The sequence below is a fragment of the uncultured Caldilinea sp. genome (genome assembly GCF_937128415.1).
Classification (GTDB): Bacteria; Chloroflexota; Anaerolineae; order Caldilineales; family Caldilineaceae; genus Caldilinea.
The window spans coordinates 1-26,566 of record NZ_CAKZMJ010000053.1 but is presented as its reverse complement, the minus strand read 5'-3'; the positions used below and the strand labels follow the sequence as shown (position 1 = coordinate 26,566).

21 protein-coding genes are annotated in these 26,566 nt (G+C 62.9%); 14 read left to right on the top strand and 7 right to left on the bottom strand.

The window, feature by feature from the left end; genetic code table 11:
• Positions 1-32: 32 nt before the first annotated feature.
• The 6 genes from Q0367_RS07700 (at position 33) to Q0367_RS07675 (ending at position 9,729) form a co-directional block, all read left to right on the top strand.
• A complete protein-coding gene (locus Q0367_RS07700) occupies positions 33-2,093 on the top strand; it encodes a PQQ-binding-like beta-propeller repeat protein (protein ID WP_298981423.1) in 2,061 nt (686 codons plus the stop codon).
• Entirely contained in the window at positions 2,093-3,565 is a 1,473-nt protein-coding gene (locus Q0367_RS07695) for a hypothetical protein (RefSeq protein ID WP_298981422.1), read from the top strand. The genes Q0367_RS07700 and Q0367_RS07695 overlap by 1 nt, the downstream gene beginning before the upstream one ends.
• Positions 3,562-4,233 (top strand): HD domain-containing protein, encoded by a 672-nt coding sequence (locus tag Q0367_RS07690; protein WP_298981421.1) that lies wholly within the window; start codon positions 3,562-3,564, stop codon positions 4,231-4,233. The genes Q0367_RS07695 and Q0367_RS07690 overlap by 4 nt, the downstream gene beginning before the upstream one ends.
• Before the next feature lie 378 nt (positions 4,234-4,611).
• Entirely contained in the window at positions 4,612-6,546 is a 1,935-nt protein-coding gene (locus Q0367_RS07685) for a PAS domain S-box protein (RefSeq protein WP_298981420.1), read from the top strand.
• A gap of 298 nt (positions 6,547-6,844) precedes the next feature.
• On the top strand, positions 6,845-9,220 hold the full coding sequence (locus Q0367_RS07680) for a S8 family serine peptidase (RefSeq protein ID WP_298981419.1): 2,376 nt from the start codon (positions 6,845-6,847) through the stop codon (positions 9,218-9,220).
• Entirely contained in the window at positions 9,220-9,729 is a 510-nt protein-coding gene (locus tag Q0367_RS07675) for a molybdenum cofactor biosynthesis protein B (RefSeq protein ID WP_298981418.1), read from the top strand. The genes Q0367_RS07680 and Q0367_RS07675 overlap by 1 nt, the downstream gene beginning before the upstream one ends.
• 114 nt (positions 9,730-9,843) lie before the next feature.
• Here Q0367_RS07675 and Q0367_RS07670 read toward each other — a convergent pair whose 3' ends face one another.
• Positions 9,844-10,617 (bottom strand): YIP1 family protein, encoded by a 774-nt coding sequence (locus Q0367_RS07670; protein WP_298981417.1) that lies wholly within the window; start codon positions 10,615-10,617, stop codon positions 9,844-9,846.
• Positions 10,614-11,318, bottom strand: coding sequence for a YIP1 family protein (locus tag Q0367_RS07665; protein ID WP_298981416.1), 705 nt, complete (start codon positions 11,316-11,318; stop codon positions 10,614-10,616). Before Q0367_RS07665 ends, Q0367_RS07670 begins: the two co-directional genes overlap by 4 nt.
• 92 nt (positions 11,319-11,410) lie before the next feature.
• Here Q0367_RS07665 and Q0367_RS07660 point away from each other — a divergent pair, with 92 nt between their 5' ends.
• Positions 11,411-13,045: an L-lactate permease gene (locus tag Q0367_RS07660; protein WP_298981415.1), complete on the top strand. Its 1,635-nt coding sequence runs from the start codon at positions 11,411-11,413 to the stop codon at positions 13,043-13,045.
• Positions 13,046-13,078: 33 nt separating this feature from the next.
• On the opposite strand, the gene Q0367_RS07655 is transcribed toward Q0367_RS07660, so the two are convergent.
• From Q0367_RS07655 to metG, 3 genes are read right to left on the bottom strand one after another with little or no spacing between them, the layout of a single operon-like run.
• Positions 13,079-14,866 carry a VanW family protein gene (locus tag Q0367_RS07655; RefSeq protein ID WP_298981414.1) on the bottom strand — a complete coding sequence of 596 codons (1,788 nt, stop codon included), beginning with the start codon at positions 14,864-14,866 and terminating at the stop codon, positions 13,079-13,081.
• A gap of 13 nt (positions 14,867-14,879) precedes the next feature.
• Positions 14,880-16,580 (bottom strand): phospholipid carrier-dependent glycosyltransferase, encoded by a 1,701-nt coding sequence (locus tag Q0367_RS07650; RefSeq protein ID WP_298981413.1) that lies wholly within the window; start codon positions 16,578-16,580, stop codon positions 14,880-14,882.
• A gap of 27 nt (positions 16,581-16,607) precedes the next feature.
• Positions 16,608-18,371, bottom strand: coding sequence for a methionine--tRNA ligase (gene metG / locus Q0367_RS07645; protein ID WP_298981412.1), 1,764 nt, complete (start codon positions 18,369-18,371; stop codon positions 16,608-16,610).
• Between the two features lie 482 nt (positions 18,372-18,853).
• Between metG and Q0367_RS07640 the strand changes: the two genes are divergently transcribed.
• From Q0367_RS07640 to Q0367_RS07620, 5 genes are all read left to right on the top strand, one after another.
• On the top strand, positions 18,854-19,585 hold the full coding sequence (locus tag Q0367_RS07640; RefSeq protein ID WP_298981411.1) for an SDR family NAD(P)-dependent oxidoreductase: 732 nt from the start codon (positions 18,854-18,856) through the stop codon (positions 19,583-19,585).
• Between the two features lie 152 nt (positions 19,586-19,737).
• Positions 19,738-20,028 carry a TIGR03792 family protein gene (locus tag Q0367_RS07635; protein WP_297630757.1) on the top strand — a complete coding sequence of 97 codons (291 nt, stop codon included), beginning with the start codon at positions 19,738-19,740 and terminating at the stop codon, positions 20,026-20,028.
• 1 nt (position 20,029) lies between these two features.
• A complete protein-coding gene (locus Q0367_RS07630; RefSeq protein WP_298981410.1) occupies positions 20,030-20,812 on the top strand; it encodes an SDR family NAD(P)-dependent oxidoreductase in 783 nt (260 codons plus the stop codon).
• Positions 20,813-20,918: 106 nt separating this feature from the next.
• Positions 20,919-21,962 (top strand): LLM class flavin-dependent oxidoreductase, encoded by a 1,044-nt coding sequence (locus tag Q0367_RS07625; RefSeq protein WP_298981409.1) that lies wholly within the window; start codon positions 20,919-20,921, stop codon positions 21,960-21,962.
• Positions 21,959-22,978, top strand: a complete 1,020-nt coding sequence (locus Q0367_RS07620) for an NAD(P)-dependent oxidoreductase (protein WP_298981408.1) — start codon at positions 21,959-21,961, stop codon at positions 22,976-22,978. The genes Q0367_RS07625 and Q0367_RS07620 overlap by 4 nt, the downstream gene beginning before the upstream one ends.
• A gap of 7 nt (positions 22,979-22,985) precedes the next feature.
• Here the strand turns inward: Q0367_RS07620 and Q0367_RS07615 are convergent, their stop codons facing one another.
• Together Q0367_RS07615 and Q0367_RS07610 are read right to left on the bottom strand one after the other, a co-directional pair.
• Positions 22,986-23,414 (bottom strand): type II toxin-antitoxin system VapC family toxin, encoded by a 429-nt coding sequence (locus Q0367_RS07615; protein WP_298981407.1) that lies wholly within the window; start codon positions 23,412-23,414, stop codon positions 22,986-22,988.
• A complete protein-coding gene (locus Q0367_RS07610; RefSeq protein ID WP_298981406.1) occupies positions 23,411-23,689 on the bottom strand; it encodes a type II toxin-antitoxin system Phd/YefM family antitoxin in 279 nt (92 codons plus the stop codon). The genes Q0367_RS07615 and Q0367_RS07610 overlap by 4 nt, the downstream gene beginning before the upstream one ends.
• Before the next feature lie 94 nt (positions 23,690-23,783).
• Between Q0367_RS07610 and Q0367_RS07605 the strand changes: the two genes are divergently transcribed.
• On the top strand, positions 23,784-25,100 hold the full coding sequence (locus Q0367_RS07605; protein WP_297630777.1) for an amidohydrolase family protein: 1,317 nt from the start codon (positions 23,784-23,786) through the stop codon (positions 25,098-25,100).
• A gap of 77 nt (positions 25,101-25,177) precedes the next feature.
• Entirely contained in the window at positions 25,178-26,344 is a 1,167-nt protein-coding gene (locus Q0367_RS07600; protein WP_297630779.1) for a YgeY family selenium metabolism-linked hydrolase, read from the top strand.
• Positions 26,345-26,566: the final 222 nt, after the last annotated feature.

Below are 26,566 nucleotides of genomic sequence, written 5' to 3'. Positions count from 1 at the left end.
CTAACCGAGCGACGCAATTCGTGGACAAGCCTATGTCTCTGACCGATCCCGCCTATCCGCCGCCGCAACGCAACCGGACTTCGACCATTCTCACCATCAGCATTCTGGTGGCGTTTTTCCTGCTGATCGGCCTGAGCTGGATGGTCTTCGCCGTGCAAAACGGCCTTGTGGCCCTGGTCACGCCCACACCGACGCCGACCCCGCGCGCCGCAACGCCGACGCCCACGCCGGACGTGCGCGCCACGCACATCGCAGAAGACATGTTGACGCAGGTGGCCTTCGCCGCCACAGCGATTATGCGGTTGACGCAGACGCCTTCCGGCGCGGTCTTATCGCCCGATTCTCCGCTCCCTCCAGAGCTAGGGCTGCCGACGGCGCCGGAGACGCGCCCGACGCAGAGCGTGCAGTTGCCGCTCGTGGCGATCGGCGAAGCGCAGCCGGCCTCCCCGTTGCCGCCCGACCAACCGCCGGCGGAGGCCCAGTTCCCGGCGGAGGCATTGACGGCGACTGCGATTTTTATGCCCGGCGTTGCGGTCGGCGAGGCCGCGCCGACGCCGACTCCGCCGTTCCTGGAGCCGCCCCCCTCGCCGACGCCGGAGTTCATCCCTCCGACGGACACGCCTACGCCGTTCGTTGCGCCGCCGCCGACGCCAACGCCTTTTATCTCGGTGCAGTCGCTGGCGGCGATCACCCGCGCCGGGGCCGATACGGCCGTCTACATCGGCCCGAGCACCTTTTACACGCGCAGCGAGATCGCGCTGCCGCCCAACACCCAGATTCAACTGCGCGGACGCACCCTGGCCGGCGACTGGCTGTTCGGCTGCTGCATCAATAACTCGCAGGGCTTCTGGGTGCGACCCGCCTACGTCACTATCGGCGGCAACCCGGTTCCGCCGGCCTTTCCGCCGGGCGTCGATCTGAACAGTCCGCAGTGGGATGTCAACAACCCCAAATGGCTGCCGATCATTCCTGTGGACGGCTCGCTGATCCCTCGCCCCCAGCCGACCTCGCCGCCTTTTGGCGACTTCCCCCTGGCCCGCTACGATCGCGGCAACACGGGCCGCCTGCCGATGCTGCCGCGTCCGCCGCTCTTTGACGCCTGGGGAGCGCTGACGCACGCGGGGGCCGCCTTCCGCTCGCCTGTGGCCGTCATGGGGCCGAACGTGATCGCCGGCAACGACGATGGGCAGTTGTACAGTTTGAATCGGGACGTCGGCTCCCAGCGCTGGCGCTACGGTTTGGGCGGCGTCGGCGCCCTGGCGCCCGCCGTCAACGATGGTCTGATCTATTTCCCCTACGCCGGCAACCGTATGGTGGTAGTGCAGGACGGGGGCACATTCGCCAATTTAGTCTCCAACATCGATTTGCCGGGCCTGATCACGACGTCGCCGACGTTTCTGAACGACGTCGTCTTTCTCGGCGTCGGGGAGGGCGGCGCCGCCCGGCTGGTCGCTATGAAGCGAGACAACCTCAACGACCGTCGCGAAGTTTCTCTTCCGCTGTCGTCTCAGCCCAGGCTGCTTCAGCCCGCCATCGGCCAGGAGGTCATCTACGCGGCGGGCGACAAGGTGTGGGCGATCGACGTCAATTTGTGGAGCGGAATCGAGGTGATCTGGGAAAGCGCCAATTTAGGCCCCATCGCTGCGCCGCCGGTTTATGCCTTCCCCGGCGCCATCCGCACGGCCGAGCTGTACGTCGCCGACGTTTCCGGCAACCTGCATGCGCTGGACGCCAACACCGGCGCTCGCATCTGGACCTATCCTTCCGGCGCGCCGATCGCCATGCTGGCGGTCAACGACAGCGCCGTCTTTGCTGCAGGAGGCGGCCTGTTACGCGCCGTCTCGAGACAAAATGGACAGTTGCTGTGGACGGCGCAGACCGGCGGCAACCTCGCAGGAGGGCCGTTCGTCGCCAACGATCGGGTGCTCATCATCACGCAAAACGGGGCAGTCTTCTATGACGCCAACAGCGGCGCAGTGCTGGACGCCGCCACCTTCTTCCGATCTCCGCTCCTCGCCGCGCCCGCCGTCAGCCAGGAGTGGCTGTTTGCGCCTTCCAACATGAGCATCTTCGGCTATCGAGGGAATCCATAGTGGCTGCATCGCTTTCAAAAGAATCAGGTCGTCGGCCTGGTTGGGATGTTTTTCTTGTTGCGCTGCTCGTCTTTGCGTTGTTGCAGGTCGTCGGACTGGCGGAGCAGGCGGCCCTGCCCCATCGCCTGCAGGATGTGCTGCGTCACCCGATCCTCGGCTCCTTGTTGCCGCAGGCGGGCTATGCAGCGATGGGGGAGGTCGGCCCTCGCCCCGGCGAACCGATCGGACTGCTGCTGAACGCGTTGACGCTAGGCGCGCTCATCGCCTACGCTCTGTTCGACCTGGCGTTGACGGAGCCGCGGCGCACGCGCTGGAAAGCATGGGCGTTGGCGGCGATCATCGCGACGGCCGTCGTGCTGCCCACGGTGAAGTTGATCCTGCTGCGCGAGGGCAGCGGCCCGGCGAGTTACACGCACGACGGCGGCGTCATCCAGACCGAGGCGACCATCCAGTATTTGCTGGCCGGCAAAAACCCATACACCGAGGATTACGTCGACACTCCGATGGCGGAATGGGGCTTCAGCGAGTATCGCACGGCGCTCTATCACTATCCTTATCTGCCCTGGACGTTCATTTTCAGCGCGCCCTTTTATCTGTTAGGGCAGGCGGTGGGCTTCTATGACCAACGCATCGTCTATCTCCTGCTGTTTGCAGCGATGCTGCCAGCAGCGGCGAAGCTGGCGGAGGGCGCCGCCTTCCGGCTGGCGTTAGTCGCCGTCTTGGCGTTGAACCCGATCATGGCGCTCGACGTCATCTTTGGGCAGAACGACGTCTTTGTGTTGGCCTGGATCGTCTTCGCCCTGGCGGCCTGGCGCACGGCGCTGCAACGGCGCTCCGCCGGGCAGGATGGCGGGCGCTGGCTGGCGTTGTCGGCGCTTTGCTTTGGCCTGGCCTGCGCTTCTAAACCCACCGCCTGGTTTTTGGCGCCGTTCTATGGCCTCCTGCTGGTGCAGGACAATGCACATCTGCGTCAGGCGGGCTGGCGTGGGCTGTGGCCCGCGCTGCCGATGATTTTGAAACGCGCTGCGCCTGCGTTGGGAGCGTTCCTGCTCCTCCTGCTTCCCTATGTCCTCTGGGACGCCGCATCGCTGTATGACGACGTCTGGCGTTGGAGCTCAGGACAGGGGCCGACGGGCTATCAAATTTGGGGATGGGGCGCCAGCAACTTTGTGCTTGGCCTGGGGCTGGTGAGCAACCGCTTCGCTCCATGGCCTTTCTGGATTGTGCAGACGCTGGCTGCAACGCCGCTGCTGCTCTGGTTCATGGCCCGGCAGATCGGGCGAAACACGTTGACGCTCGCCTGTTGGCATTACGGGCTGTTTCTGTTCGTCTTCTTTTATACAAGCCGTTTCCTGAACGAGAACTATCTGGGCTACATTCTGGCCTTTTTGGCGATCGGCGCGCTGGCCTTTGATGCGCACTCCGCAGATGCAGCAGGCTCGCCAGGAAATGTCGGAGCGCCGATCTCATGACAGAATCGCTGCTCTCCATCGAAGACGCCCGTCTGCTCTATGAGGCCGGCGACGCCGCCCATGACTTCGACCATGTGCTGCGCGTGGCTCGACTTGCCGAGAAGATCGCCCTCGCCGAAGGAGCGGACGTCGCCGTGGTGCGGCTGGCCGCCCTGCTCCATGACCTTCCCGTTCCTGGCGAACCACATGAACCGACGGCGCAGCGTCGCAACGCGCACCACCTGCGCGCGGCAGCCCGCGCCCAGCGCCTGCTGCTCGAACGCGGGGCGTCGCCGACGCTGGCGGAGCAGATTGCACACTGCATCGAGGCGCATCGTCACCGGGATGCGAGCGTGCGACCGCAGACGCTGGAGGCGCAATGCCTCTACGACGCCGACAAGCTAGACGCCATCGGCGCCATCGGCGTGGCGCGTGCGTTCGCCTATGCGGGCGCTCATGGCGGCCGCCTGTGGCGCAAGCCCGCGCGGGCGATCGAACCGACGGAAAACGACCCCTCCACGCCGGACTACACGCCGGTGCATGAATATGTCTTCAAGCTCAGGCAGCTGCTGGACTCTCTGCACACGCCGACGGCGCGCGCGATCGGCTGCCGCCGGCATGCGACAATGGTCGCCTTCTTTGACGCGTTGGACGCTGAGATGGCGGAGAGCCTCGATCAGACCTTCTGAAGAGACCGCAATAACGTTTTCAGGATAGTTGCAACTTTTTCACGATTGACAGCCGCTCTTGCCGGTGCAACAATATTTTATGTGGTGGCTTGGATTGCAACTTCTAGACGCAATAGCGCAACATCGATTCACCATCGTTGTGAAAAAGGCGCCTCTGATGGTTTTCGACAGAACAATCTGGCAAGTCTCGCAGTGCGACTCCTGGCTGCCCGTGCCCGGCGGACCGCCAGATTTTGGGTGGAGGCAGAAAGTGCCGCTACGAGCGGCGTCCATGGCTCGCCAGAATCATCTGTTAAATTCCATCAAAGGTGGAAATCAACCTTTGGGTCGGCGATATAGATTGACCTGATCCGCCACTTCCGGAAAACGACCGTTCCAATGCCTGAAGCGTCTCCTGGCAGTGAAGCTTTGCGTCAAATCCTCGACCTCCTGCCCATCGAAGTCGCTGCGCTGAACCGGCAAGGGGAAATCATCTACGTCAATCCGGCGTGGCGGGCGTTCGCCTGCGCCAACGGCGCGCCTGGAGATTTTGTAGGCGTCAACTACCTCCAGGTCTGCAGACGGGCGCAGTGGGCCGAGCCGCTCGCCATCGACGCCGCCGCAGCGATCGAACGCGCGCTCACAGGAGAGGGCGCTCCGGCCTCTATCCTCTATCCCTGTCCAGACGAGCGCCGTATGCGATGGTTTCGCATGGACGTGGCGCCGGCCCGATGGATGGAAGGGATGGCGGCGCTAGTTTTTCATCAAGAGGTATGCCCGGACAGCCCAGAGCTGCAAAGCCAGCTATTGCGCTTCCCAACGCAGGGGAGGGGCGCCTCTGCGCATCGCTTCAACTCTGCGCAATGGCTTCACATGGCGCTGGAAGCCATTCAGGCCGGCCTGTGGGAGTGGGACTTTCAGAGCGGGGAAGTGCTCTGGTCTCCGGAAAGCTATAGGCTCTTTGGCATGCCGCAGTCTTCGGAGAACCTCTCGTATGACGTCTGGTGGGGTTCGATCCACCCCGACGATCGCCAGGCGGTCGATGAGGCGGTGCGCCGGGCGGTCGAAGAGCAGCGCGACCTTGTCGAGATGGAATTTCGCATCGTGCTGCCGGATGGGACGGTGCGCTGGATGAAAGACCGCGGCAAGATGATCCTGGATGAGGCGGGCCGGCCTGTGCGTATGATCGGCATCCAGATGGACATCACGGAACAGAAGGAAGTGGCGGCCTCGCTGGAGCAGGAGCGCATTCTGCTGCGCACGATGATCGATGCGCTGCCTCTGGCCCTGTATGTGAAAGACAAGCAGGCGCGCAAGATTGTGACGAACGCGGCCGATCTACGTTTTCTCGGCGTTGAGGACCCGGCGGAGGTGTTGGGCAAGACGGACCTCGACCTGTTCAACGAGGGATGCGGCTATGCGTGTTATCTTGAGGACCTTGAGGTGTTGCGCACCGGCCAACCTGTGATCCAGCGCGAAGCTAAAATGGTCAACTATCGCGGCGAGCATCGCCACATTCTGCTTTCCAAAACGCCGCTGCGCAACCGCAATCAGGAGATCATCGGGCTGGTGGGGGTCACGGAAGACATCACGGAGCGCAAGCGGCTCGAAGCTCAGCTTTGGGAGGCGCAGAGGATGGAGTCGCTTGGCGCCGTCGCCGCCGTCGTCGCCCACGACTTCTACAATTTGTTGACGCCCATCATCGGCCTGAGCGAGGTGCTCTTCGCCGAGGCGCCGCCGGACAGCAAGCAGCGGAAGTATCTTGAAAAAATTCTGAGCGCCTCCTACAAAGCCAGAAATCTGCTCAGACAGATGCAAACCTTCAGCCGGCTCCAGGAGGCGGACGCCAGATCGGTGGATCTGGTCGCTATCGTGGCCGAAGCCTGCGACATCCACCGTTCTTCCCTTCCGCCGAACATCGCGTTGCGCGTGCATCTCGAGATGACAGGGGCTAAACTGCAGGCCGACCCGACGCAATTGCATCAGGCGATCATGAATCTGCTCGTCAACGCCCAACAGGCGATCGGCGAGAACGTCGGGGAGATTACGGTGATCGTAGGGTGCGACGCCGATCCAAGCGCCTATCGTCAGCCGCAGGCTTACGTGAAAGTGAGCGACACCGGCCAGGGAATGGACGCGGCCACGCGCCAACGCATCTTTGAACCCTTCTTCACCACCAAACGGGGCAGCGGCAGTGGCCTGGGGTTGGCGATCGTCCAGCGCGTCGTTCGCAGCCTCGGCGGCTCGATCGAGGTGGAGAGCGAGCCGGGCAAAGGCGCCACGTTCACCCTCATTTTGCCTGTGATGGAAATTCACACCTCCCTCCCCTCTTGACCCCTTACTGATTTCCAGTCGCCATCTCACGGTCGTAGCCGGACGCCCTCGGACGGGCGACCATGTCCTGTCGGAGGCGCGACCTATGCAGGTTCGGCCTCCGGCGGGAGTGTGATATGATTGCGAGCAACGACAAGGGATGACTCGCAAAAGGGGAAGATTCAACGCAAATTGTATGTTGAAATCGAGAGAGCGCTTCATGCCATCTTTCAGGAAGCTCTCAGGCTCCCTGGAAGAGGAAAGCAGAGGCTTCGACAGCTTTCAACGTGAACCCATTTCAAAAGGAAGCAAAGCATCCATGCAATCGATCCATCCTTGTTGTAGATGGTTATGGGCTTTGGCGTTCGCCGCGTTGCTGGTCGCGCTTGGGCCGGGCGCCTCGCCGCTCTATGCGCAGGATCGCCCTGAGCCGCAGCCAAGTGCTCTTCTCCCCGAAGCGTGGCCGGGAGAATACATTGTCGCCCTGGAGCCAGAGAGCGGCGAAGTGGCGGCGGCGCAGGCGCAACTGGCGCTGGCCGGCGAGCTGATCGACCAGGTCACCGTCTGCGGCTCCAATCAGACATTGCAGGTGTGGCGGCTGCACGACCCCGACGCCGGGGCAGCGTTTCAGGCGCTGGCCGATGCGCCGGGCATCGCCTCGATCGAACCCAACTGGGTCGTGCGCGCGGCGGGCGCGCCTGCGCCGCCTCCGCCCACGCCGGAGCGGCCTTTCGTCTTCAACGACACCTTCTATGCGTCCCATCAATGGCCGCTGCAGCGCAGCAGCTTTGCGCGCGCCTGGCAGCTTGTGCAGGATCGCAACCTGCCGCTGCAAAAGGTGCGCGTCGCCGTCATCGACAGCGGCGTGGACTTCAATCATCCCGACCTGGCAGGGCGTCTCTTGCCCGGCTTCAATTACATCATGACGACCACCGCTCCCATCGATGACTTCGGCCACGGCACCCATGTCGCCGGCGTCATCGCCGCCATTGCCAACAACGGCGTCGGCGTCGCCGGCGGCGCGCCCAACGTTGAGATCGACCCGCTCAAGATGCTGGGCAGCAACGGCGGCGGTGCGACCGCCAATTTAATCCGAGCCATTTGCGACGCCGCCGATCGGGGGGCGAACGTTATCAACATGAGTCTGGAGATTCCAACCGGGGCCATCTCCCTGCCCACCGCCAACGCGATTCAGCAGGCGGTGGATTACGCTTACGCAAAAGGAAGTCTGTTGGTGGCCGCTGCGGGCAACAGCAACGGCGGCCCGGTCTACTACCCGGCGCGCCTCAACCATGTGGTCGCAGTCGCTGCGCTGACGCCGGAAAACACGCGCGCCTCCTACAGCGCCGTCGGCACCCAGCTCGACATCGCCGCCGGCGGGGGAAGCTTCACCCGAAGCGTGCTGAGCGCCTGGCCGGCCAGCGTTCCGGGCAAATGCACCGGAGCCGGCCGCGTGCTGTTGAGTGAAGGCGGCGCCTATTACTGTACGGTGCCGGGCACCAGCATGGCGGCGCCGCTCGTCAGCGCAGCGGCTGCTTTGCTCAAGGGGATCCGCCCTGCGCTGACCGCCGACGTCATCGAGTCCATCTTGAAGCAGACCGCGCGCGACATCGGCCTGTCGCAAGTGGAAGCAGGCGCCGGCCTGCTCGACGCCGAGGCGGCCGTGCGTCGCCTGCTTTCCGCCGACGTGCGCATCTCGCCGCCGCGCATCGACGCGAGCTTGCCGCCAGGCGCGCCGCCCTTCACGCAGACGGTGATCCTCGACTCGCCTTCGTTGGCGCCGGTGAACGTTTCCGGCGTCATCGCATCGGCGCCGTGGCTGAAGGTGGTCAACGTGGCGGGGAGCAGCTTTACGTCCGGCCTCTCCTACGGAGCGCCGCTCTACCTCACCTTCGCCGTCTCGCCGACGCACCTGATCACCGGCGTCTACAGCAGCGCTGTGAATTTGACCTTCACGCACGCCGACAACTCGGTGCAATCGAACGCGGTGTCGTTGACGGTGAGCGTCGGCGACTGGGTGACGCATCGCACCTACCTTCCGCTGATGACGGGGGGTGGAGAACAGGCGCCGCCCCGCGCGTTTGAATGGGAGCAGCCCGTCGGGGCTCCCACCTTGTTGTCGATCCAGAGCGGCGGCTATGTGACCGTTCCGCTGCCGTTCGCTTTTCCGCTTTCCGGCGCAGGCGCCATTGACAGCGCTGCGACCTACACGCAGGCGTATGTGTACGAAGACGGCTTCCTGGCGTTTGCCGGCGGCGCCTTTGCGCCGGTCGCCGAGCCAAGTCAGAACCGCTGTCTGCCGGTGCTCGATCAGCCCGCACAGGCTATTTTCGGCTGGTGGGCGGACCTCGACCCCAACCTGTCAGGCGGGGTGATCAGCGCCTTCCAGCCGGCGCCGGATCGCTTTGTCATTCAATATGAAGACGTGGCGTCGGCGGCGGGCGTGGAGCCTCCGTACACCGTCACCTTTCAGATCGTGCTCCACAGCAACGGCGACGTCGGCCTCAACTACTTGGCGGTCCCCGACGCCGTGGCGCAGGACCTCGGCGAGCTGACGCCGGAGGTGACGGTGGGGGTGCAGGCGCGCAGCGGCCTCTTTTACAACCAGGCGACGTGCATCACGTTGAGCGAAGGCTTCGGGCGACCGCCCCATTCTCAAACGTCCATTTTGATCGCACGCAAGGATGTCTACTGATGATGAGTTCGGAGTTGCATCGCAAAGAGGCGGAATCGCAGGGCAGCGTTCCGATCGCAGTCGTCACCGTCAGCGATACGCGCACGCCGGAGACCGACGTGAGCGGGCAGCGCATCCGCGCGCTGGCGGAGGCGGCCGGCCACGCCGTCGTCGCCTATCGCATCGTGAAGGATGAGCCTGAGCAGGTGCTGCAGGCGCTCGAGGAGCTGGCGGCGAGTCCGGCGCGGCTGATCATCTTCAACGGCGGCACCGGCATCGGTCGCCGCGACCGCACCTACGACGTGATTAGCCGCGCGATCGAAAAGCCGCTGCCGGGCTTTGGGGAGTTGTTTCGCATGTTGAGCTACGAGCAGGTCGGCGCGGCCGCCATGTTGAGCCGCGCCACCGCCGGCGTCTATCGAGACAAGGTGATCTTCAGCACCCCTGGCTCCCCCAACGCCGTGCAACTGGCGATGGAAAAGCTGATCTTGCCGGAGATTCAGCATCTGGCCTGGGAGCTGGTGCGGTGAGGCTGTGAAGCACGGGGCATGGAGCGTGGTGCGTGTTGCGTCGGTGGATTGATCTTGTCGGGTTGCAGGGGAGCGTCCGGCCGGAGGCCGAACCTGCGCAGGTCACGCCTCTGCTTAGCCGATCAGCAACAGCAGCGCCACGAACAGGGCGAATAACGTCGCCGTCAAAGCGGCGACCGCCGGCGGCAGCGCCATGCAAAGCAGCGTGCGCACAGGATCGAGCCGGGTGACGTAGCGCACGGCCTGATAGTAGAAGATCGCCGCCCAGAGCCACGCCGCCACGACGGCGAGCGGCCCCAGCAGCGGGATCGGCGCCAGGCCGGTGAGCAGCATCGGGGCGGCGGTGAAGCTGGTTGCAGCGAAGAAAGTTTGCAGGCGATTGGTTGCGCCGAAAAGTCGCGCCAATGCAGCCACAAACGCGCCGTAGACGATCCAGCTCGACAGCCAGCCCAACGGCGTGTTCAGCCACAGCCCCAGGCTGGAGAGCAGAGCGGCCAAAAACCCCGGCATGCGCGGTTCGACGCCGGCAAGCAGGCTGGTTGTATTGGCTGCGGCGTTTAGAGCGGGAGCGCCGGCATAGGCGCTCGCCAGCTCGGTCAAGGAGAGAGCGGCGGCGGCCAACGGCGCTGCAGTCCCTGCGCGCAGGCTCACCCATAAATTGCCGAGGAAGGGCAACAGGCCGGCCGTCAGCCCCAACACAAAGATCATGCCGATTCCCTGGCGCATTGAAACCGTAATTTCACCGCGCTCATATGGATCGAAGGCGTCGCTCAGGCGCAGAAAAGCGGCGTCCCACATCTGCTGCCAATCAGGCAGCCAGTGCTGACGTTGCAGCCACTCCTCGCGGTCGGTGCGATCGGGCAAGATGACATGGGTTTGTGAACTCATCGGAACCCTCCTGCTGCATATCCAATGCCGAACGCTGCGACAAGCGCCGCCACCAACAAGAAGCCGGCTGCGTAGACGATCAACGTCGCAATGGCTGCCTGACGCCATTCCAGCTCCTGCGAGACCTGGATGGCCCGGTAGCCGATCAGCAGGCTCCAGACCCCGATCGGCGCCAGGTTGGGACCGGCGAAAGGCGCGATGTTGAAAATGAAAAAAATCAGAGGAGCGACGATCAGCGCCGCCGCGCCGAATGTAGCGTTGAGCGAAGCGCGGCTTCCCATGGCGCGCCCCACCCCAAATGCGAGCACGCTGAAGAACAGCCACCAGACGACCGCAAGGCCCGGAAGGCTCAAGACCGGGAGCAGATGGCTCCACCCGCCCGCATAGCCGGTGAAAAGCGCAACGATCGTCCAGATTTCGGAGACGAGGCGCTCCACTTCGGCCGGCGAAAGCGCAGCCGTAGCTGCAAGCTGTCGCCCGCCCTGGAGGAGGGTGATGTACAGACTTTCCGGCGCGGGCAAGGTCAAAGCGGTCAAAAAACCGCCGATCGCCGCTGCAACCCCCGCCAGCAGGCTCACCGTTGTGACGAGGACAAACCCTTCCATCCACGGGTTGTCATCGTCGACCATGGCTTCAAAGGGTTCATTTTCCAGCACCAACGCTTTGGCGACGAACGCCGGATAAGACCTGGGTTGTAGCATTGCGCAAACTCCCATTCGTTTGGGATTGGGTGACGCTTCGGGGTGGATCATAGCACATTCTCTGCGTTTGAGATAATGGTATAATGGCGGTAATGAACACAGCGACGCTGTTAACCGCCCTCACGCCGATTCTGTCAGTCTTCCTCTTTCTCGTGCTTTTTCGTTTTCCCGCCGTGCGCGCCATGCCGATTAGCCTGGCTTTGACCGCTGCACTGACGATGCTCTTCTGGCGCGTGCCCGGGGTTCAGGTGCTGGCCGCTGCGCTGGAAGGGCTGATGATCGCCGCCTCGATCCTCTGGATCATCTTTGGCGCCATTTTGCTGCTCAACACGCTGCGCGAGAGCGGCGCCATCGACGCCATTCGCAACGGCTTCATGTACATCAGCGCCGATCGTCGCGTGCAATTGATCATCATCGCCTGGCTTTTTGGCGCGTTTATCGAGGGGGCTGCAGGCTTTGGCACGCCGGCGGCTTTGTGCGCTCCGCTGCTGGTGGCGTTGGGATTTCCTCCCTTGGCGGCTGTGGCGTTGGCGTTGATTGCCAACAGCAGCCCGGTCTCTTTCGGCGCAGTGGGGACGCCGGTGATCATCGGCGTCGGCGAGGGCTTGCAGGTGGGCGGCAGCCTGGCTCCGGCTGTGGCGGCCTATCTCGGTCAGCAGCCCTTTGAACGTTTCCTGCGCAGCGTCGCCGTGCAGGCGGTGCAGATCGACCTCCTGGTCGGCTCCTTCATTCCGCTGATCCTGGTGGCGTTTTTAACGCGCTTTTTTGGCGCCAATCGCAGCTGGCGCGAGGGGTTGTCCATCTGGCCTTTCGCCCTTTTCGCCGGCTTCAGTTTCACCATCCCGGCGTTGACGGTGGCCGCGCTGTTCGGTCCGGAATTTCCCTCGCTGCTTGGAGGGCTGATCGGGTTGGCGATTGTGACGCCCGCCGCCCGCCGTGGATTTTTATTGCCCAAGGAACCGTGGGACTTCGGCGCGGCCAACGCCGAATCCAGTTTCAGCGCCCGTCTGACCTTGCGCCGCGCCTGGCTCCCTTACTTGCTCGTGGCGGGCTTGCTGGTCATCACGCGGTTGAACGGTTTGCCCTTCAAGGCGTGGCTGCAACATTTCCAGGTGGGTTGGTCTCAGATTCTCGGCACGGAGATCAGCGCTTCGTTTGCGCCTTTGTATCTGCCGGGGACGATCTTTGTCCTGGCGGCGGCGCTGACGGTCTTTCTGCACGCCATGAGTCGCAGCCAGGCGCTGCAGGCGTTCAATCGCTCGGCGCGCATGTTGGCGGGCAGCGCAGTGGCGTTGGGCGCCGCCGTGCCGATGGTGCGCATTTTCATCAACTCCGGCGTGAACGAGGCGGGGCTGGAGAGCATGCCGATCGAGCTGGCAAGCTTGATGGTGGCGGCGTTCGGGCAGGCCTGGCCGTTGGCCGCCCCGTTGGTGGGTTCGTTGGGGTCCTTCATCTCCGGCAGCGCCACCTTCAGCAACCTGATGTTCTCGCTCTTTCAATTCAGCGTGGCCGAACAGGTTGGGCTGCCAGCGCGGATCGTGCTTGCCCTGCAGATGATCGGCGCCAATGCCGGGAACATGATCTGCGTGCTCAACGTTGTGGCGGCCGCCTCGGTCGTCAACCTGCTGGGACAGGAAGGCGCCATTATCCGCCTGACGCTGAGGAGCATGCTCTATTACGTCCTGTGGGCGGGTGCGCTGGGATTTCTGCTGACGTTGATAGGTTGAGCAGCGCCTTTCATCGCTTCCGCGCCGATTCGTTCATGGCGTAGAGGTCGGCTCCGGCGTGGGCGTGACCGTGCCGGGGCCGACGAGATAGACTGCCCGCCACGGTTGATACTTGCTGCGCAGCGTGTCGGTGCGCGTCGTGCCGTTCTCAACGATCGTGCGCGTCACCGTCACGGTCATCCCGTCCTTCTGCCATTCGACCTGCTTCATCTGACCAGGAGCCAGGCTTTCATCCACGGTGTAGACCGGCGGGCCGGGTTTGATGACGTCGGTGATCTCCGGCTTGCTGATCGTCACCGTGCGGTGGGGTTTGGTGCCGTAGAAGTTGAAGGTGATGACGCCGTTGACGCTGTCCACGACAGGCTCGATCAACAGGTAAGCGTCGGTGTCATTGCGGAAGCGGAAATCGACGGTCGGCGTGAAGATGGTGGCGTCCAGCCCTGGCTCGCCGTACCAGTCGACGACGTAGCCGTGATTATAGCGTTCGACGATGGGAAACCCGCCTTGATAGGCGGCGCGGAAGACGGTGGTGCTCACCTGACAGACGCCGCCGCCCACGCCCACCGCCGTGCGGTCGCCCCAGATGATGAGCGAGTCCTCGAAGCCGTTGGCGGAGCTGACGTCGCGCACGATTTGATTGAAGCTGAAGATGCCGTTGGGAGGAATCACCACCCCCTCGAACTGCTTGGCGGCCACTTCAATGTTGCGGATGCGGCTGGCGCTGCTGCCTGCGAAGTAGGTGCGTCCGCTTGCGACCAGCTCGCGAATGCCCATTTCGGCGATGCGGTTCATGTCTACGGCCGGTTCGATCGTTTTAACCACCAGCGACGCTTCGTCGGCGCCGCTGACGATCGCCGAGCGGATCGCCGCAATGGTGGCCTCCACGTCGAGCGCGCGACCGGGAAAGCTGGGGCTGAGCACGGTGACTGCGCCCGTCTGCGGGTTGAAGCGCAGGCGAGCGTCGCGCGGCCGCCGTTCAATTTGGGCGGCGATCGGCTCCAGGAAGCGACGCAGGCTGGCTTCGTCCAGCTCCGGCGGATCGACGGAGCGCAACATGTTGCGCAATTCAGCGGGCGTCAACGCCAGGGCAAAATTGTCGGCCTGCGAACGCAGCAGCAGCGGGCGCATTTCTATGTCGTTGTTCAGCGGCGCCGAAGGGGTGACGGAAGGCGCGGGCGCTGCAATGGAATGCACGACTAGCGGCGCCCGCACCGTCCCTGCTGCGCCGTCGGCAAGCTGTTGCAGCAATCCCTGAAGCGTGGCTTCGACGTCGACGCTGCGGCCGGCTTGGGCCGGGATCACGACGTCCCCCAGCCTGCGCTCTGCAACGGCGGGACGATCGACGCCGGCCGCCAGCGCAGCGACTGCAGCGCGCAGTTCCTCTGCGTCGACCTCGACGCGCGGGACGATCACCACACCCAACAAGGCTGCGCGGAGTTGGGCGACGACGTCGTTCAGCAGAGAGCCGCTGCGGCCATAAAGATAAGCGCGGTTGACGGCGTCGAGCAGGTCGGCGCGCGCCTGCACCTGCGCAGCGGAAAGCGGCCGCTGCTCCCCTTCATGCTCCAGCACAATGGGCGGCAGAGGATAGGGGCGCAGTCTTTCCCCGAGCCGTTGATAGGCTTCGCTGCGCGTCAACCCGCCGAGCGAAACGCCGGCTACGCTGACGCCGGTGTAAATGCGCCCGGTGTGCCAGAACCCCCACGTCGCCGCTGCGGTGACGCCGGCAAGCAAGGTCAGCAGCACAAAGAGCGCAGCCATATCCAACGCTGTGCGTCGGAAAGGTTGTGTTCGTGGAGGTGGGTTGTAGACCTGTTGCATGGTGCGAGCTCCCTCAACCGCCCAGTTGGGGGCGGATATAGCGAAACGGTATCACCAGGTTCAGCAGAAAGAGCGCCAGAAAGGGCGACGCCCAGATCAGCACTCGTGCGATGCGCAGTGCAGGCTGCCAGCGCTCCTGCTCCAAAATGCGCTGAAGAAACACGGGCGCGCCGATGACGATGGCATCGACGGAGCCAAAAAGCAAGAGGGGTTGCAACATCAGCATCAACCCAAAGAGGCCGATGGCGAGCATCGTCCAGCGATCCATCATCTCGACGCGCAAGTCGGCGATGGCCAGCGCCGCCGCAAGCACCACCGCCATCATGCCGGTGAGTTTGCCCTGCAGCGGCTGCATCAACTCGCGCCAGGCCAGCGCGACAAATGTGCTGATCGGCAACAAGCCCCAGAAAAGATAGCGCCCTTGATGTTGCACGAATTTGAGATTATAGCCGATAAAGCCGGCCAGCACGGCTACAATCATCACGGCGAAGAAGCCGAGCACCCAGAATTGATACCGATCCATGTCGGCTTCCGGTCGGCCGCAAATGAAACGCACCAGGGCCCACAGCAGCCCCAACATCAAAGCGCCGGTGAAGACGAGCAGCAGCATATAGACGCGTGCGTCCATGAAAACGCCCATCCAACCGAAGACGCCCCAGAAACTGCGGAAGGTGAAGTCAAGGCCGCGTTCGATATAGGCCGGCAACCCCTCGCGATCGATCCATTCGGCAGTGGTTGGCTGGCCGACCACGACGGCGTCATGCATCTGCAACCCCAGCAGGTCGGTCGGCCCGTAGAGCGCGGCGTTGCGAATCCACAGCGGCGTCGCCAGCAACAGCGCAGGGACGGCCACCCAGAGCGCCGCCTTCAGCCCTTGCACAAAAGAGCGTTTGGTGGGACGCGCGCTCAGTTGGTCCAGATGCACAGAGGGGGAAAGCCAGACGGTGAACAACACCATGCCTGCGACCAATGGCATGGCGAGATAAGCGTAGATCTTGGTGGCCATGCCAAGCCCAAGCAATATGCCTAGCAGGAGCAGGGTTTTCCATTCGGTGGGCGAGACTTCGACTTCGCTCCTCGAGGCTTGATGAAAGCGCTGCTTCATCCAGCGCAGCAGCGTGAGCATCGCCGCCAGCAGGAGCAGCTCGGCCAGCCCATCGTTGTTGACGGAGGCGCTCATCGCCACGTGCATGGGAAGAAAGGCGGTGAAAGCCACGGCGCCCACCGTCAGCAACGTCTTGGTAGGGAAGACCGTCTCCACGCAGGCGTAGAGCAAGATCAGGCTGATCGCGCCTAGCAACACGTTGAACAGGCGCAAAATCAGCAGGTCGCCCCCGCTCAGCAGAAAGACGGGTGCAGCCACGAGATAATACAGCGGCGGCTGATAGGCTTCGTAGCGCAGCGGCGCGATGGAGAGATGCGGCGGAAATCGGCCGCTGACCAGCGCGCTTAAATAATCCTGGTCATAGTCGCCGTAGCGCAGCACGGGCAATCCCCGTCCTTCGGCGATGTGCGCGATGTTATTGTAGTGCGCCGGCTCGTCTGGGTTTTGCCAGTCGGGCGTGACGACGGCAAAGATTGTCGCTGCGATCAGATAGCCGGCGACAATCAACGCCAGGGCGAAGCGGGGACGGCGCAGGTAGTAGCGATCCAGGCTCGCCGAAATGGGGCGATAGCCGGCGATGGTTTTTTCTCCCGCAATCGTCTTTTCCATCGATCGTTTACGTCATTGCGCAGCGCATCATACGCTGCTCAACTTCTCCGCCATCGTCGCCTCATCCAGCTTGGCGAAAAGGGGTTTGGGCTCGCGCAGCAACTGACCCGGCGGCAGCACGTTCGCCTGCCAGACGCCGCTTGCTCCTGTATGGTCATAGCGCAGGACGAGGTGACTTCCTCGCGCATCCTCGACGGTTTCGGTGTATTGACGGCCGAAGAGCGGCTGTTCATAGCCGAGCATCTGATGCAATTCCTCGCTGCCGTGCGGCAGGATCGGCGCCCAGAGCAGCTTGAGCCAGTCGATGGCCTGCAGCGTCACGTAGATGGCCGTGGCCGCGCGTTCCGGCGACTCGTTGATGGTCTTCCAGGGCGCAGTGTCGTTGAGGTACTGGTTGGCGCGTTGGCTGAGGCGTCGCGCCTCTTGCAAAGCGGCCTTGAGCCGCACAGCCTGATAGAGCGAGCCGACGCTGTCGAAGCCGGCGCGAATTTCGGCCAGGAACGCCTCGTCCTCTTCGGTCAGCGCTGCAGGCGTCGGCACTCTTCCCTCGAAGCGTTTGTAGGCGAAGCCTAGCGTGCGGTTGACCAGGTTGCCCCAGTTGGCGACCAGCTCGTTGTTGACGCGGTCCATGAAATCCTGCCATGTGAACTCGACGTCGGCGGTCTCCGGCGCCAGCGCCGTGAGCACGTAGCGCCAGGCGTCGGGTTGAAATTGCGCCAGCACCGTGTTCCAGCCGATCACGTTGCCGCGGCTGGTGCTGAATTTGCCGCCGCCCAGGTTGAGATACTCGTTGGCCGGCACGTCGTAGGGCAGATTGAGATGCGTCGGGCCGTGGTTGTAGCCGATCAACATGCCGGGCCAGATGATGGTGTGGAACGGAATATTGTCCTTGCCGATGAAGTTGTAGATGCGCGCGCCGGGGTTGACGTCGGCGTCCCACCACCGACGCCAGGCTTCAGAGTCGCCGCTTAACTTCGCCCATTCAATGGCTGCGCTGAGGTAGCCGATGACGGCTTCATACCAGACGTAGATGCGCTTGTCGGGATAATCGCCGATGGGGATGGTGATTCCCCAGTCGAGATCACGCGTGATGGCGCGGCCGCGCAGGTCGCGACGCTCCAGCAGCCCGCGCGTAAAATTGAGCACATTCGGGCGCCAGTGCTCCTTGTCGTGGGAAACCCATGCGAGCAGCGGCTCGTTCATCTTGGCCAGGTCGAGAAAGAAGTGCTCGGTCTCGCGAATCTCCAGCATTGTGGCGCCGCTGATTTTAGAGCGCGGGTTTTTGAGCTCAAGCGCGTCGTAGATGCGGCCGCAGTTGTCGCACTGATCCCCGCGCGCGTCCGGATAGCCGCAATAGGGGCATTCACCTTCGACGTAACGGTCTGCCAGAAACTTTTTGGCCACCGGGTCGTACCACTGGCGTTGCATGTCCTTGTAGATAAAGCCGGTCTCCCAGTGACGCAGGAACATATGATGGGTGACGTCCCAGTGATTGGCGGTGTCGGTGTGCGTATACAGATCAAAAGTCAACCCCATCGCCAGGCAGCCGTCGATGAAAAGGCGATGATACTTTTCGACGATTTCGGTGTAGGGGACGCCTTCGGCCTCTGCTTTGAGCATGATCGGCGTGCCGTGCGTGTCTGAGCCGCTCACCATCAACACGTCGTTGCCGATCATGCGCTGATAGCGCGCGAAGATGTCCGGCGGCAAATATGCGCCGGCGATCTGGCCGATGTGCTTTTCACCGTTGACGTAGGGCCAGGCCACCCCCACCAAAATGTTGAGTCCCATAAACTGCGATCCTTCGTCTTCAGCCAACAGGATGGAATTCGATTGCTCTTTGCGCCGCAGGAAAGCGCATCCCCGATCTCCAGTTTGCAGATTGCTTTCACTTTACCACATCCCTTCTGTGGAAGGAAGCTCAGAGGAAGCGTCGAATGCGCATCGCAAATTCAGCGTTTCAGGAATTATTTCCTTCCAGGTATCATATCCGGTGATTCGTTTTCGCAGTAGCTGCGGCTCGCAGCCGCAGGGCTTCGGCGGGCCCTCACCCCCTGGCCCCCTCTCCCAAGGCTGGGAGAGGGGGAGGAGGGGACGTCGTAGCTGCGGCTCGCAGCTGCAGGTCTTCGCAGGCCGAAGCGCCGTGGAAAAATGAGCAAGCGCAGCTGCGAGTTGCGCCTACGAAAATGCATCTGGATTTCACTGTCGCTGTGGCTCGCAGCCGCAGGGCTTCGGCTTCCCTTCTAGGGAAAGTTAAAAAGGAACGCAGCGCAATGGAGATTAAAAATTCGGTCGTGCTGATTACGGGCGGCGCAATTCGACTGGGACGCGCTCACGGCCTTTATCTGGCGCAGAGAGGCGCCCACATCGCCTTCAGCTATCTTCCCCATGAACCCGGTCCGGAAACACAGCAAGAAATCGAGGCGTTGGGCGTGCGTTGCACTGCAACTGCGCTGGACGTTCGCAACCTCGACGCCATGCGCCGTTGGGTGGCGCAGACCGCCGAAGAGTTTGGACGCATTGACGTGTTGATCAACAACGCCTCGCCCTGGCTGATGCGTCCTTTCCTCGAAGTGACGGAGGCGGAGTACGACCTTTGCAACGATGTGACGTGCAAGGCCGCCTTTTTTTGCACCCAAGCCGTTGCGCCCTTCATGCTCAAACAGGGGCGCGGGGTCGTGATCAACGTGGCCGATCTCTCGGTCTATGAGGTGTGGCCGACGTTGGGGCATCACGCCATCGCCAAGGCAGGGGTGGTGCAATTGACCCGTTACGCTGCGCGAGAACTGGGGCCGACGATCCGGGTCAACGCCGTGGCGCCCGGTCCGGTCTTGCTGCCGCCCGACTTCACGCCGGAGCAGATTGAAGAGGCGCGAGCGCGCACGCTGGTCAAGCGCCTCGGACAGCCGGAGGACGTCTCGCGCGTGATCGCGATGCTGATCGAACACGACTATCTAACGGGCCATGTGTACTTTATTGATGGCGGACAACTGTTTTCCCACTAAATTTTTTTGATCCCGATCTCTTGGGGTCTGAACTCTTGGGGTCTGAATCGACGCCCGTTTCACCAGCCTTCAGGCTCAGCATGTTATCTTCCAGGAGGCTTTCTGGAAGATTTGGACGAGGCGATTTCTGAGCATTTGTAGGGAGAGAGACGATGCCTGTCATTGAACTGCTGCGCGTCAAATGTGCGCCCGGTCGTCGCAAGGAATGGCTGGCGCGCGACGCCGAAATCTGGACGCCCGCCCTGGCCGCCCACGACGGCTTCATTTCCAAGGAAGTCTGGCCGAGCATCGATCACCCCGATGAAGTGGTCATTATCGTGCGCTGGGAATCGCTGGCGCAGTGGAAGAGCTTCCCGGAAGAGTTGAACCGGGAGCTGGATGCCAGGATGTCCGATGTTCAGCTCGAGGTGACAAGCGAAGCGTTGGAGATCTACGAGGGATGATATGTTGACCGGCAAGGTCGCCGTTGTCACCGGCGCAGCGCAGGGCATCGGCGCCGCCTGTGCAGAGGCTCTGGCCCGCGCCGGCGCCACCGTGGTCGTCGCCGATGTGAACGGTCTCGCTGCACAAGAGACAGCCGCCGCCATTGCACACGCTTCTTCAGGTGCAGTCTTCGCCGCAGCGCTCGATGTCGCCGACGAGGCGCAGTGTGAAGAGCTGTTTGAGCAAATGGTCGGAACTCACGGCGGCGTTGACATCCTCATTAACTGTGCAGCGGTTGTCTCCATCAAACCGGCGCTCGATCTGATGCTGCAGGACTGGGAACGAACTTTTCGCGTGGGCCTTTTCGGCGCTTTTCTGTGTGCAAGAGCCTTCGCTCGCCAGGCGATTGCCCGAGGCGAGGAAGGCGTTGTCGTTAACATCAGCAGCATCACTGCCACGCACAGCGCACATGGGCGGGCGGCCTACGCCGCCTCGAAAGCGGCCTTGAATAGCCTGACCCGCTCCCTGGCTCTGGAATGGGCCGAGCATCGCATTCGCGTCAACGCAGTGGCGCCGAGTCACACGGCAACCGCCCGTCTGAAACAGGCGATCCAAGAGGGTAAGTTGGAGCATGACGCCATTGTCGCCCGTATCCCACTGGGGCGCTTCGCCGAGCCGGCGGAGATCGCCGACGCCGTCGTCTTTCTCGTATCCGACCAGGCGCGCTTTATCACCGGACAGGTGCTGGCCGTCGATGGAGGCTATACGGCCAACGGCGGGTGGTTGCCGACAAAAATGAAATAGAACACCGATGACGCCGATCAGGCGGGTTGCCGCCGAATCGCTGCACGGAAATTCGCCCGATTTTTGGAGCAAACCCATTCATCATTTATGACACCGGAGGCGAAAGATGCCCACAAAACCACGCTTCGCTCTCTACATGCAAGATAAGCACCCGCTGGCCTATGAGCTGGAGATGGCGGAGTACGCCGAGTCGCGCGGCTTCAGCGAGATCTGGCAGGCGGACACCCGGTTGGCGCGCGACTGCGTCGTTATGATGTCGGCCTTTCTGACGCGCACGAAGCGGCTGCGCGTCGGCTCCGGCGTGCTGCCGATCTGGACGCGCAACGCCGCCGTGATCGCCGCCACGTGGAGCACCATGTGGGAGCTGGGCAAACAGGTCAGCGGCGATGCAGACGCGCCGTCGCGCGTGATGCTCGGCCTGGGCGCATGGTGGGAGCCGATCGCCAGTCGCGTCGGCGTCAACCGTACGAAGCCGCTGAAAGCCATGCGCGAGTACGTGGAAGCGTGTCGTCAGCTCTTCACGATGGAGGAAGTGACCTACGAAGGAGAGTTCGTCAAACTCGATCGCGTCAAGCTGGACGTCGTCTTCGGCGACCTGCGCCCGCGCGACATTCCGATCTACATCGGCGCCACGGGTGATAAGATGCTGGAGCTTGCAGGCGAGATCTGCGACGGCGTGGTGCTCAACTACGTCGTCTCGGTCGACTACATTCGACGCGCCGTGGCGTTGGTGGAGCAGGGTGCAGCCAAGGCAGGCAAGACGCTCGACCAGGTCGATCGCCCGGAGCTGCTGGTGTGTTCGCTCAGCGACGAAGACCCTGCCGCCGCCATGTTCGAGGGTAAAAAGCTGGTCGCCTATTACCTCGCCACCGAGCCGCACATCATGAAAGCGAGCGGCGTGCCCGAAGATTTGATTCAGCGCGTGCAGTCGGTCATGGGCTGGCCGGCTACCGAAGCGGAATATCTGGCCGCCGCCAAAGTGATCCCAGACGACGTGGTGCGCAGCCTGATGGCCGTGGGCACCAGCGACGAGTGCGTAGCCAAAGTGCAGGAGTATATCGACGCCGGCGTCACCTGCCCGATCCTCTACCCGATGATGGACGACATCAAGCCCGTAGTGGATGCGTTCGCCGAGGCCTATTCGTTATGACCAAACACAAGACCTTGTTTCTCACGCAGCGCGGGTTGCAACATCAAAAGTGGGCGATGGAAGGCGCGCCGCCTGAACTGGAGCTCGTCATGCGCCGCGGGGCCGGCCGCGAGGAGATTCTCTCCCTGCTGGCCGACGTCGAGTTTCTGATCACCGAGCGCACCGGCGTCATCGACGCCGAAATGATCGCAGCTGCGCCCAAGCTGCGCCTGATCCAGCGTCTGGGCCGCCAGGTGTGGGACATCGACCTCGACGCTGCGCGCAGGGCGGGCGTGCCCGTTTGCTGCTGGCCGATCGAGGGCTGCGTAATGGTGGCGGAGCACATGATGCTGCAGATGCTGGGGCTGCTCAAGCGGCTGCGCGAGGCGATGCACATCACCGCCGAAGCCGCCGACTACGGCGTCGAGACGAAGCGCGGAGACGAAGACACCTTCGCCTACAATTGGTCGAAGCGCACCGGCATCGGCAAGTTGAGCGGCGCCACGGTGGGCATCCTCGGCTTCGGCGAGATCGGTTGGGAGCTGGTGGAGCAACTGCGCGGCTTTCACTGCACAGTGCTCTACCATAAGCGCACGCGCCTGCCCGCACCTGTAGAGGAGCAACTGGGGGTAGAGTACGCCTCCCCTGAGGCCATCGCCGAGCGCAGCGACATCGTCTGCTCGCTGTTGCCCTATCAGGGGACGAAAGAGCCGATCGACGCCGCCTACTTCGCCCGCATGAAGCCGGGCAGCCTCTTCGTGCACTGCGGGTCTGGCGCCACGGTCGATGAAGCGGCGCTGCTCGACGCCTTGCGCTCCGGCCATCTTGCGGGCGCAGCGCTGGACACGTACACCTACGAGCCGCTGCGCCCCGAAGACCCGCTCGTGCAGGCCGTGCGGGACCCAATGCTCAACCTGATCCTTACGCCCCATATCGCTGCGGGCGGCTTCACTGCGGGCGGCCACAGTCGCTCCCAGGATTACGACAACATCCTGGCGTTGTTGCAGGGGCGGGCGCTAAAACATCGGGTTGTATAAGAAAAGGTTATAGGGCGTTCTGGCGCCAATTGACGACATGAAGCTCGTCGAAAAGAGCAAAATCGCTCACATTGTTGGTGACAAGCGTCAATTGATTGACGACGGCGATGGCTGCGATCTGACCATCTGAAAAAGAAGGCGTCTTCCCCAGACGGGTTAGACGCGCCCGTTCAGCCGCATGCCACTGCGCCGCCCTCGCATCATACGGGAGAATGGGGACAGAGCGTTGAACAACCTCGGTCAGAAAGCGTTCAATGGCGATGCGTTTCATAGATGCGGAAAGGCGCAGACAGCCGAACCACAATTCATGCCATACAATGGCGGGTATGGCGAATTGACCGTCGTAGCGAGCCAAATGCATCGTGACGCCAGCATCCGGCTCTGGACGCAATGGCTCGGAGATAATATTTGTGTCAAGCAGATAGATAAGTTTCACAATGCTGTCTCGCGGCCAGGGGAACGATCCCGTGCTTCGTTAAAGATAGATGGATCAATGTCCAGGGCGGTTAGATCGACCGTTGCTCGGAAAGACTGATAGGCGTTCCAGAAAGTGGTTAATCCCGCCCGCAACCGTTCATATTCGTCGATGGAGAGCAGCACTGCAACCGGCCGCCCGCGGCGCGTGAGTTGGATTGCGGACTCGCGCTCAAGTTCGTGAACAATGGACGGTAGATTGTGGCGCGCCTCGGCGATTGTATATGATTTAGACATGGCAGCCTCCTGGATGGCTATCTAAATGGCTATTTTAGGTGAGAATTTCTACTGAGTCAAACGTTTGACCACAAACTTTAAGCAGAGAGCAGCCATGATTATCTTACCTGACTTCCTGATCGACGTCCCCGGTCAGCCCCCGCGCCTTGGGTGGGGCGTGCGCGTCAAAGGCGACATCATCGACGCCGTGGCGCCGAACGCCGAGCTGCGCAGCCGCTTTCCCGACGACGAAGTCATCGACGCCCCGGGATGCACGCTTTCGCCCGGTTTCGTCAACGCCCATGCTCATCTCTACGGCCTGCTGGCGCATGGGCTGCCGCTCGACAAAGCGCCTTCCGGCTTCTGGCCCTTCCTGAAAGAGTTCTGGTGGCCGCTGGTGGAGGATCGCCTCGACCATGAGATGATCTGCGCAGCGACCGACGCCATCTTGTTGGAGATGTTGCGCAGCGGCGTCACCACCGTCTACGACTGCACCGAAGCGCCCTATGCGCTGCCGGGCTGCCTCGCCGCCCAGGCCGAGGTGGTGCGACGCCGCGGCATTCGCGCCATCCTGTCCTTTGAGGCGACCGAGCGCGTCAGCAAAGAAAACGGCCAGCTTGGCCTGCGCGAGAACGCCGACTTCATCCGCGCCTGCCGGGAAGAGGGCGGCCTGGTCTCCGGGCTGATGTGCTTTCACACTACCTTCTCATGCTCGGCGGAGTTCATCCAGCAGGCGCATCGCCTGGGCGAGGAGCTTGACGTGCTCGTGCACATGCACTGCTCCGAGGGCGTGCACGAGCCGGAGTATGCGCTTCAACATTTCGGCGTGCGTCCGATGGAGTACTACGATCGCCTGGGCGTCGCCGGGCCCCGTATGCTGGCCTCGCAGTGCGTGCAGATGAGCCCCCGCGAGATTGAAATCATGGCGCAGCGTGGGGTGAAGATGACGCATATGCCGCTCTCCAACTGCGAGGTGGGGGCGGGCATTGCGCCTGTGCCGGAGCTGGTGGAGGCGGGCGTGACGGTCGGTCTGGGCAGCGATGGCTACGTCAACGATTTCTACGAAGTGGTGCGGGCGACCTTTTTGATTCATAAGGCGCACAAGCAGGATCCGCGCGTAATGTCTGCGCCGCTGGTCTGGCGTCTGGCGACGGAGGGCGGTGCCCAGGCGCTAGGGCTGGAGAAAGTGGGGCGTCTCGCCGAAGGCTGGCAGGCTGACCTTCAATTAATCGACACGCGCACGCCTACGCCAGCGGAGGCGCACAATCTCTACGATCAACTGGTGCTCTGGCGCAGCCACGTCCATGTGCGCATGGTGATGGTGGCCGGCCAGGTGCGCGTGCGCGATGGCGTTGTCCTCGGCGCAGATGAAGAGGCGATCATCGCTCGCGCTCACGCCGCCGCCCGCCGATTGTGGAACATGAAGGGATAAAATGTTGCGTGTTGCGTTCTGCGTGACGCACCACGAACCACGCAACACGAATCAAATTCGCACAAGGAGGACTCACCTTGAACATCAATCTGAACGACACAGCTCTGGTCGCTTTCACCCAAGATTTGGTGCGCATTCCCAGCTTGAGTGGAGAGGAAGGGCCGGCGGTTGAACGCGTGGTCGCCGAGATGCACCGCCTGGGATTCGATGAAGTCTTTGTCGATGAGAACGGCAGCGCAGTGGGGATTGTCAACGGCGCCCGACCTGGCCCGACCATTCTGCTCGACGCGCACATCGACACCGTCGGCATTGCGCCCGGCTCGACGTGGACGCGCGACCCCTTCGGCGCTGTGGTCGAAGACGGCTATATCTACGGTCGCGGCGCAGCGGACATGAAAGGCGCGCTGGCGGCGATGGTTTACGCGGTCGGCTCGCTCGACCGCAGTGCGCTGGCCGGTCGCGCCGTCGTCAGCGCAACGGTGATGGAGGAAGTGCTGGAAGGTATCGCGTTGGAGTCGGTGATGGAGCGCGTCCGCCCCGATTTCGTCGTCATCGGGGAAGCAACGCAGCTCAACCTGAATCGTGGGGGGCGCGGCCGCGCCGAAATCCACCTGGAAACCCTCGGCGTCCCGGCGCATTCCTCCTCGCCTCATCTGGGCGTCAACGCCGTGCATGAAATGATCAAGTTGATTCATATCGTCGAATCTACGCCGCTGGACAGCCATCCGCTGCTTGGCCCGGCCCTGTTGGCGCTCACCGACATCATCTCCGACCCGTATCCCGCCTATTCGGTGACGCCCAGCCGTTGTCGCGTCACCTACGATCGGCGCACCTTGCCCGGAGAGACGCCGGAGAGCGTGCTCGGCGCCATCCTGAATCAACCGGAGGCGCAGGGACTTCGGTGCAACGCTGTGATCGCCCAGGGCGAGCATCGCACCTACACTGGGAAAGTGCTGCAAGCGCAGAAATTCTTCCCCGCCTGGGAATTTGCCGAAGAGCATCCGTTTGTTCAGATGGCTTTACGCGGTCTGCGCACGGCGAGGTTGAATCCTCAGCTACGCGCCTATCGCTTCTGCACCAATGCTGCGTCGAGTGCAGGCAAGCTCGGCGCGCCCACGGTCGGCTTTGGCCCCGCCGCCGAAGAGGATGCGCACGTCGTCGATGAGCGGCTCTCGATCGCTGAATTGACGGCTGCGGCCAGGGGCTATGCGGGGATCGTGCAAGAGGCGCTGCGCCCCTCGTAGGTCACGCTGGGCAATCATCTTCCAGGCGGGCCCTCACCCCCTGGCCCCCTCTCCCAATGCTGGGAGAGGGGGGCTGCGCCTCCGCGAAAGGCATCGGTTTGTCGTAGCTGCGGCTCGCAGCCGCAGGTCTTGGGCGGGCCGAGATGGGCCCTCACCCCCTGGCCCCCTCTCCCAATGCTGGGAGAGGGGGGCTGCGCCTCCGCGAAAGGCATCGGTTTGTCG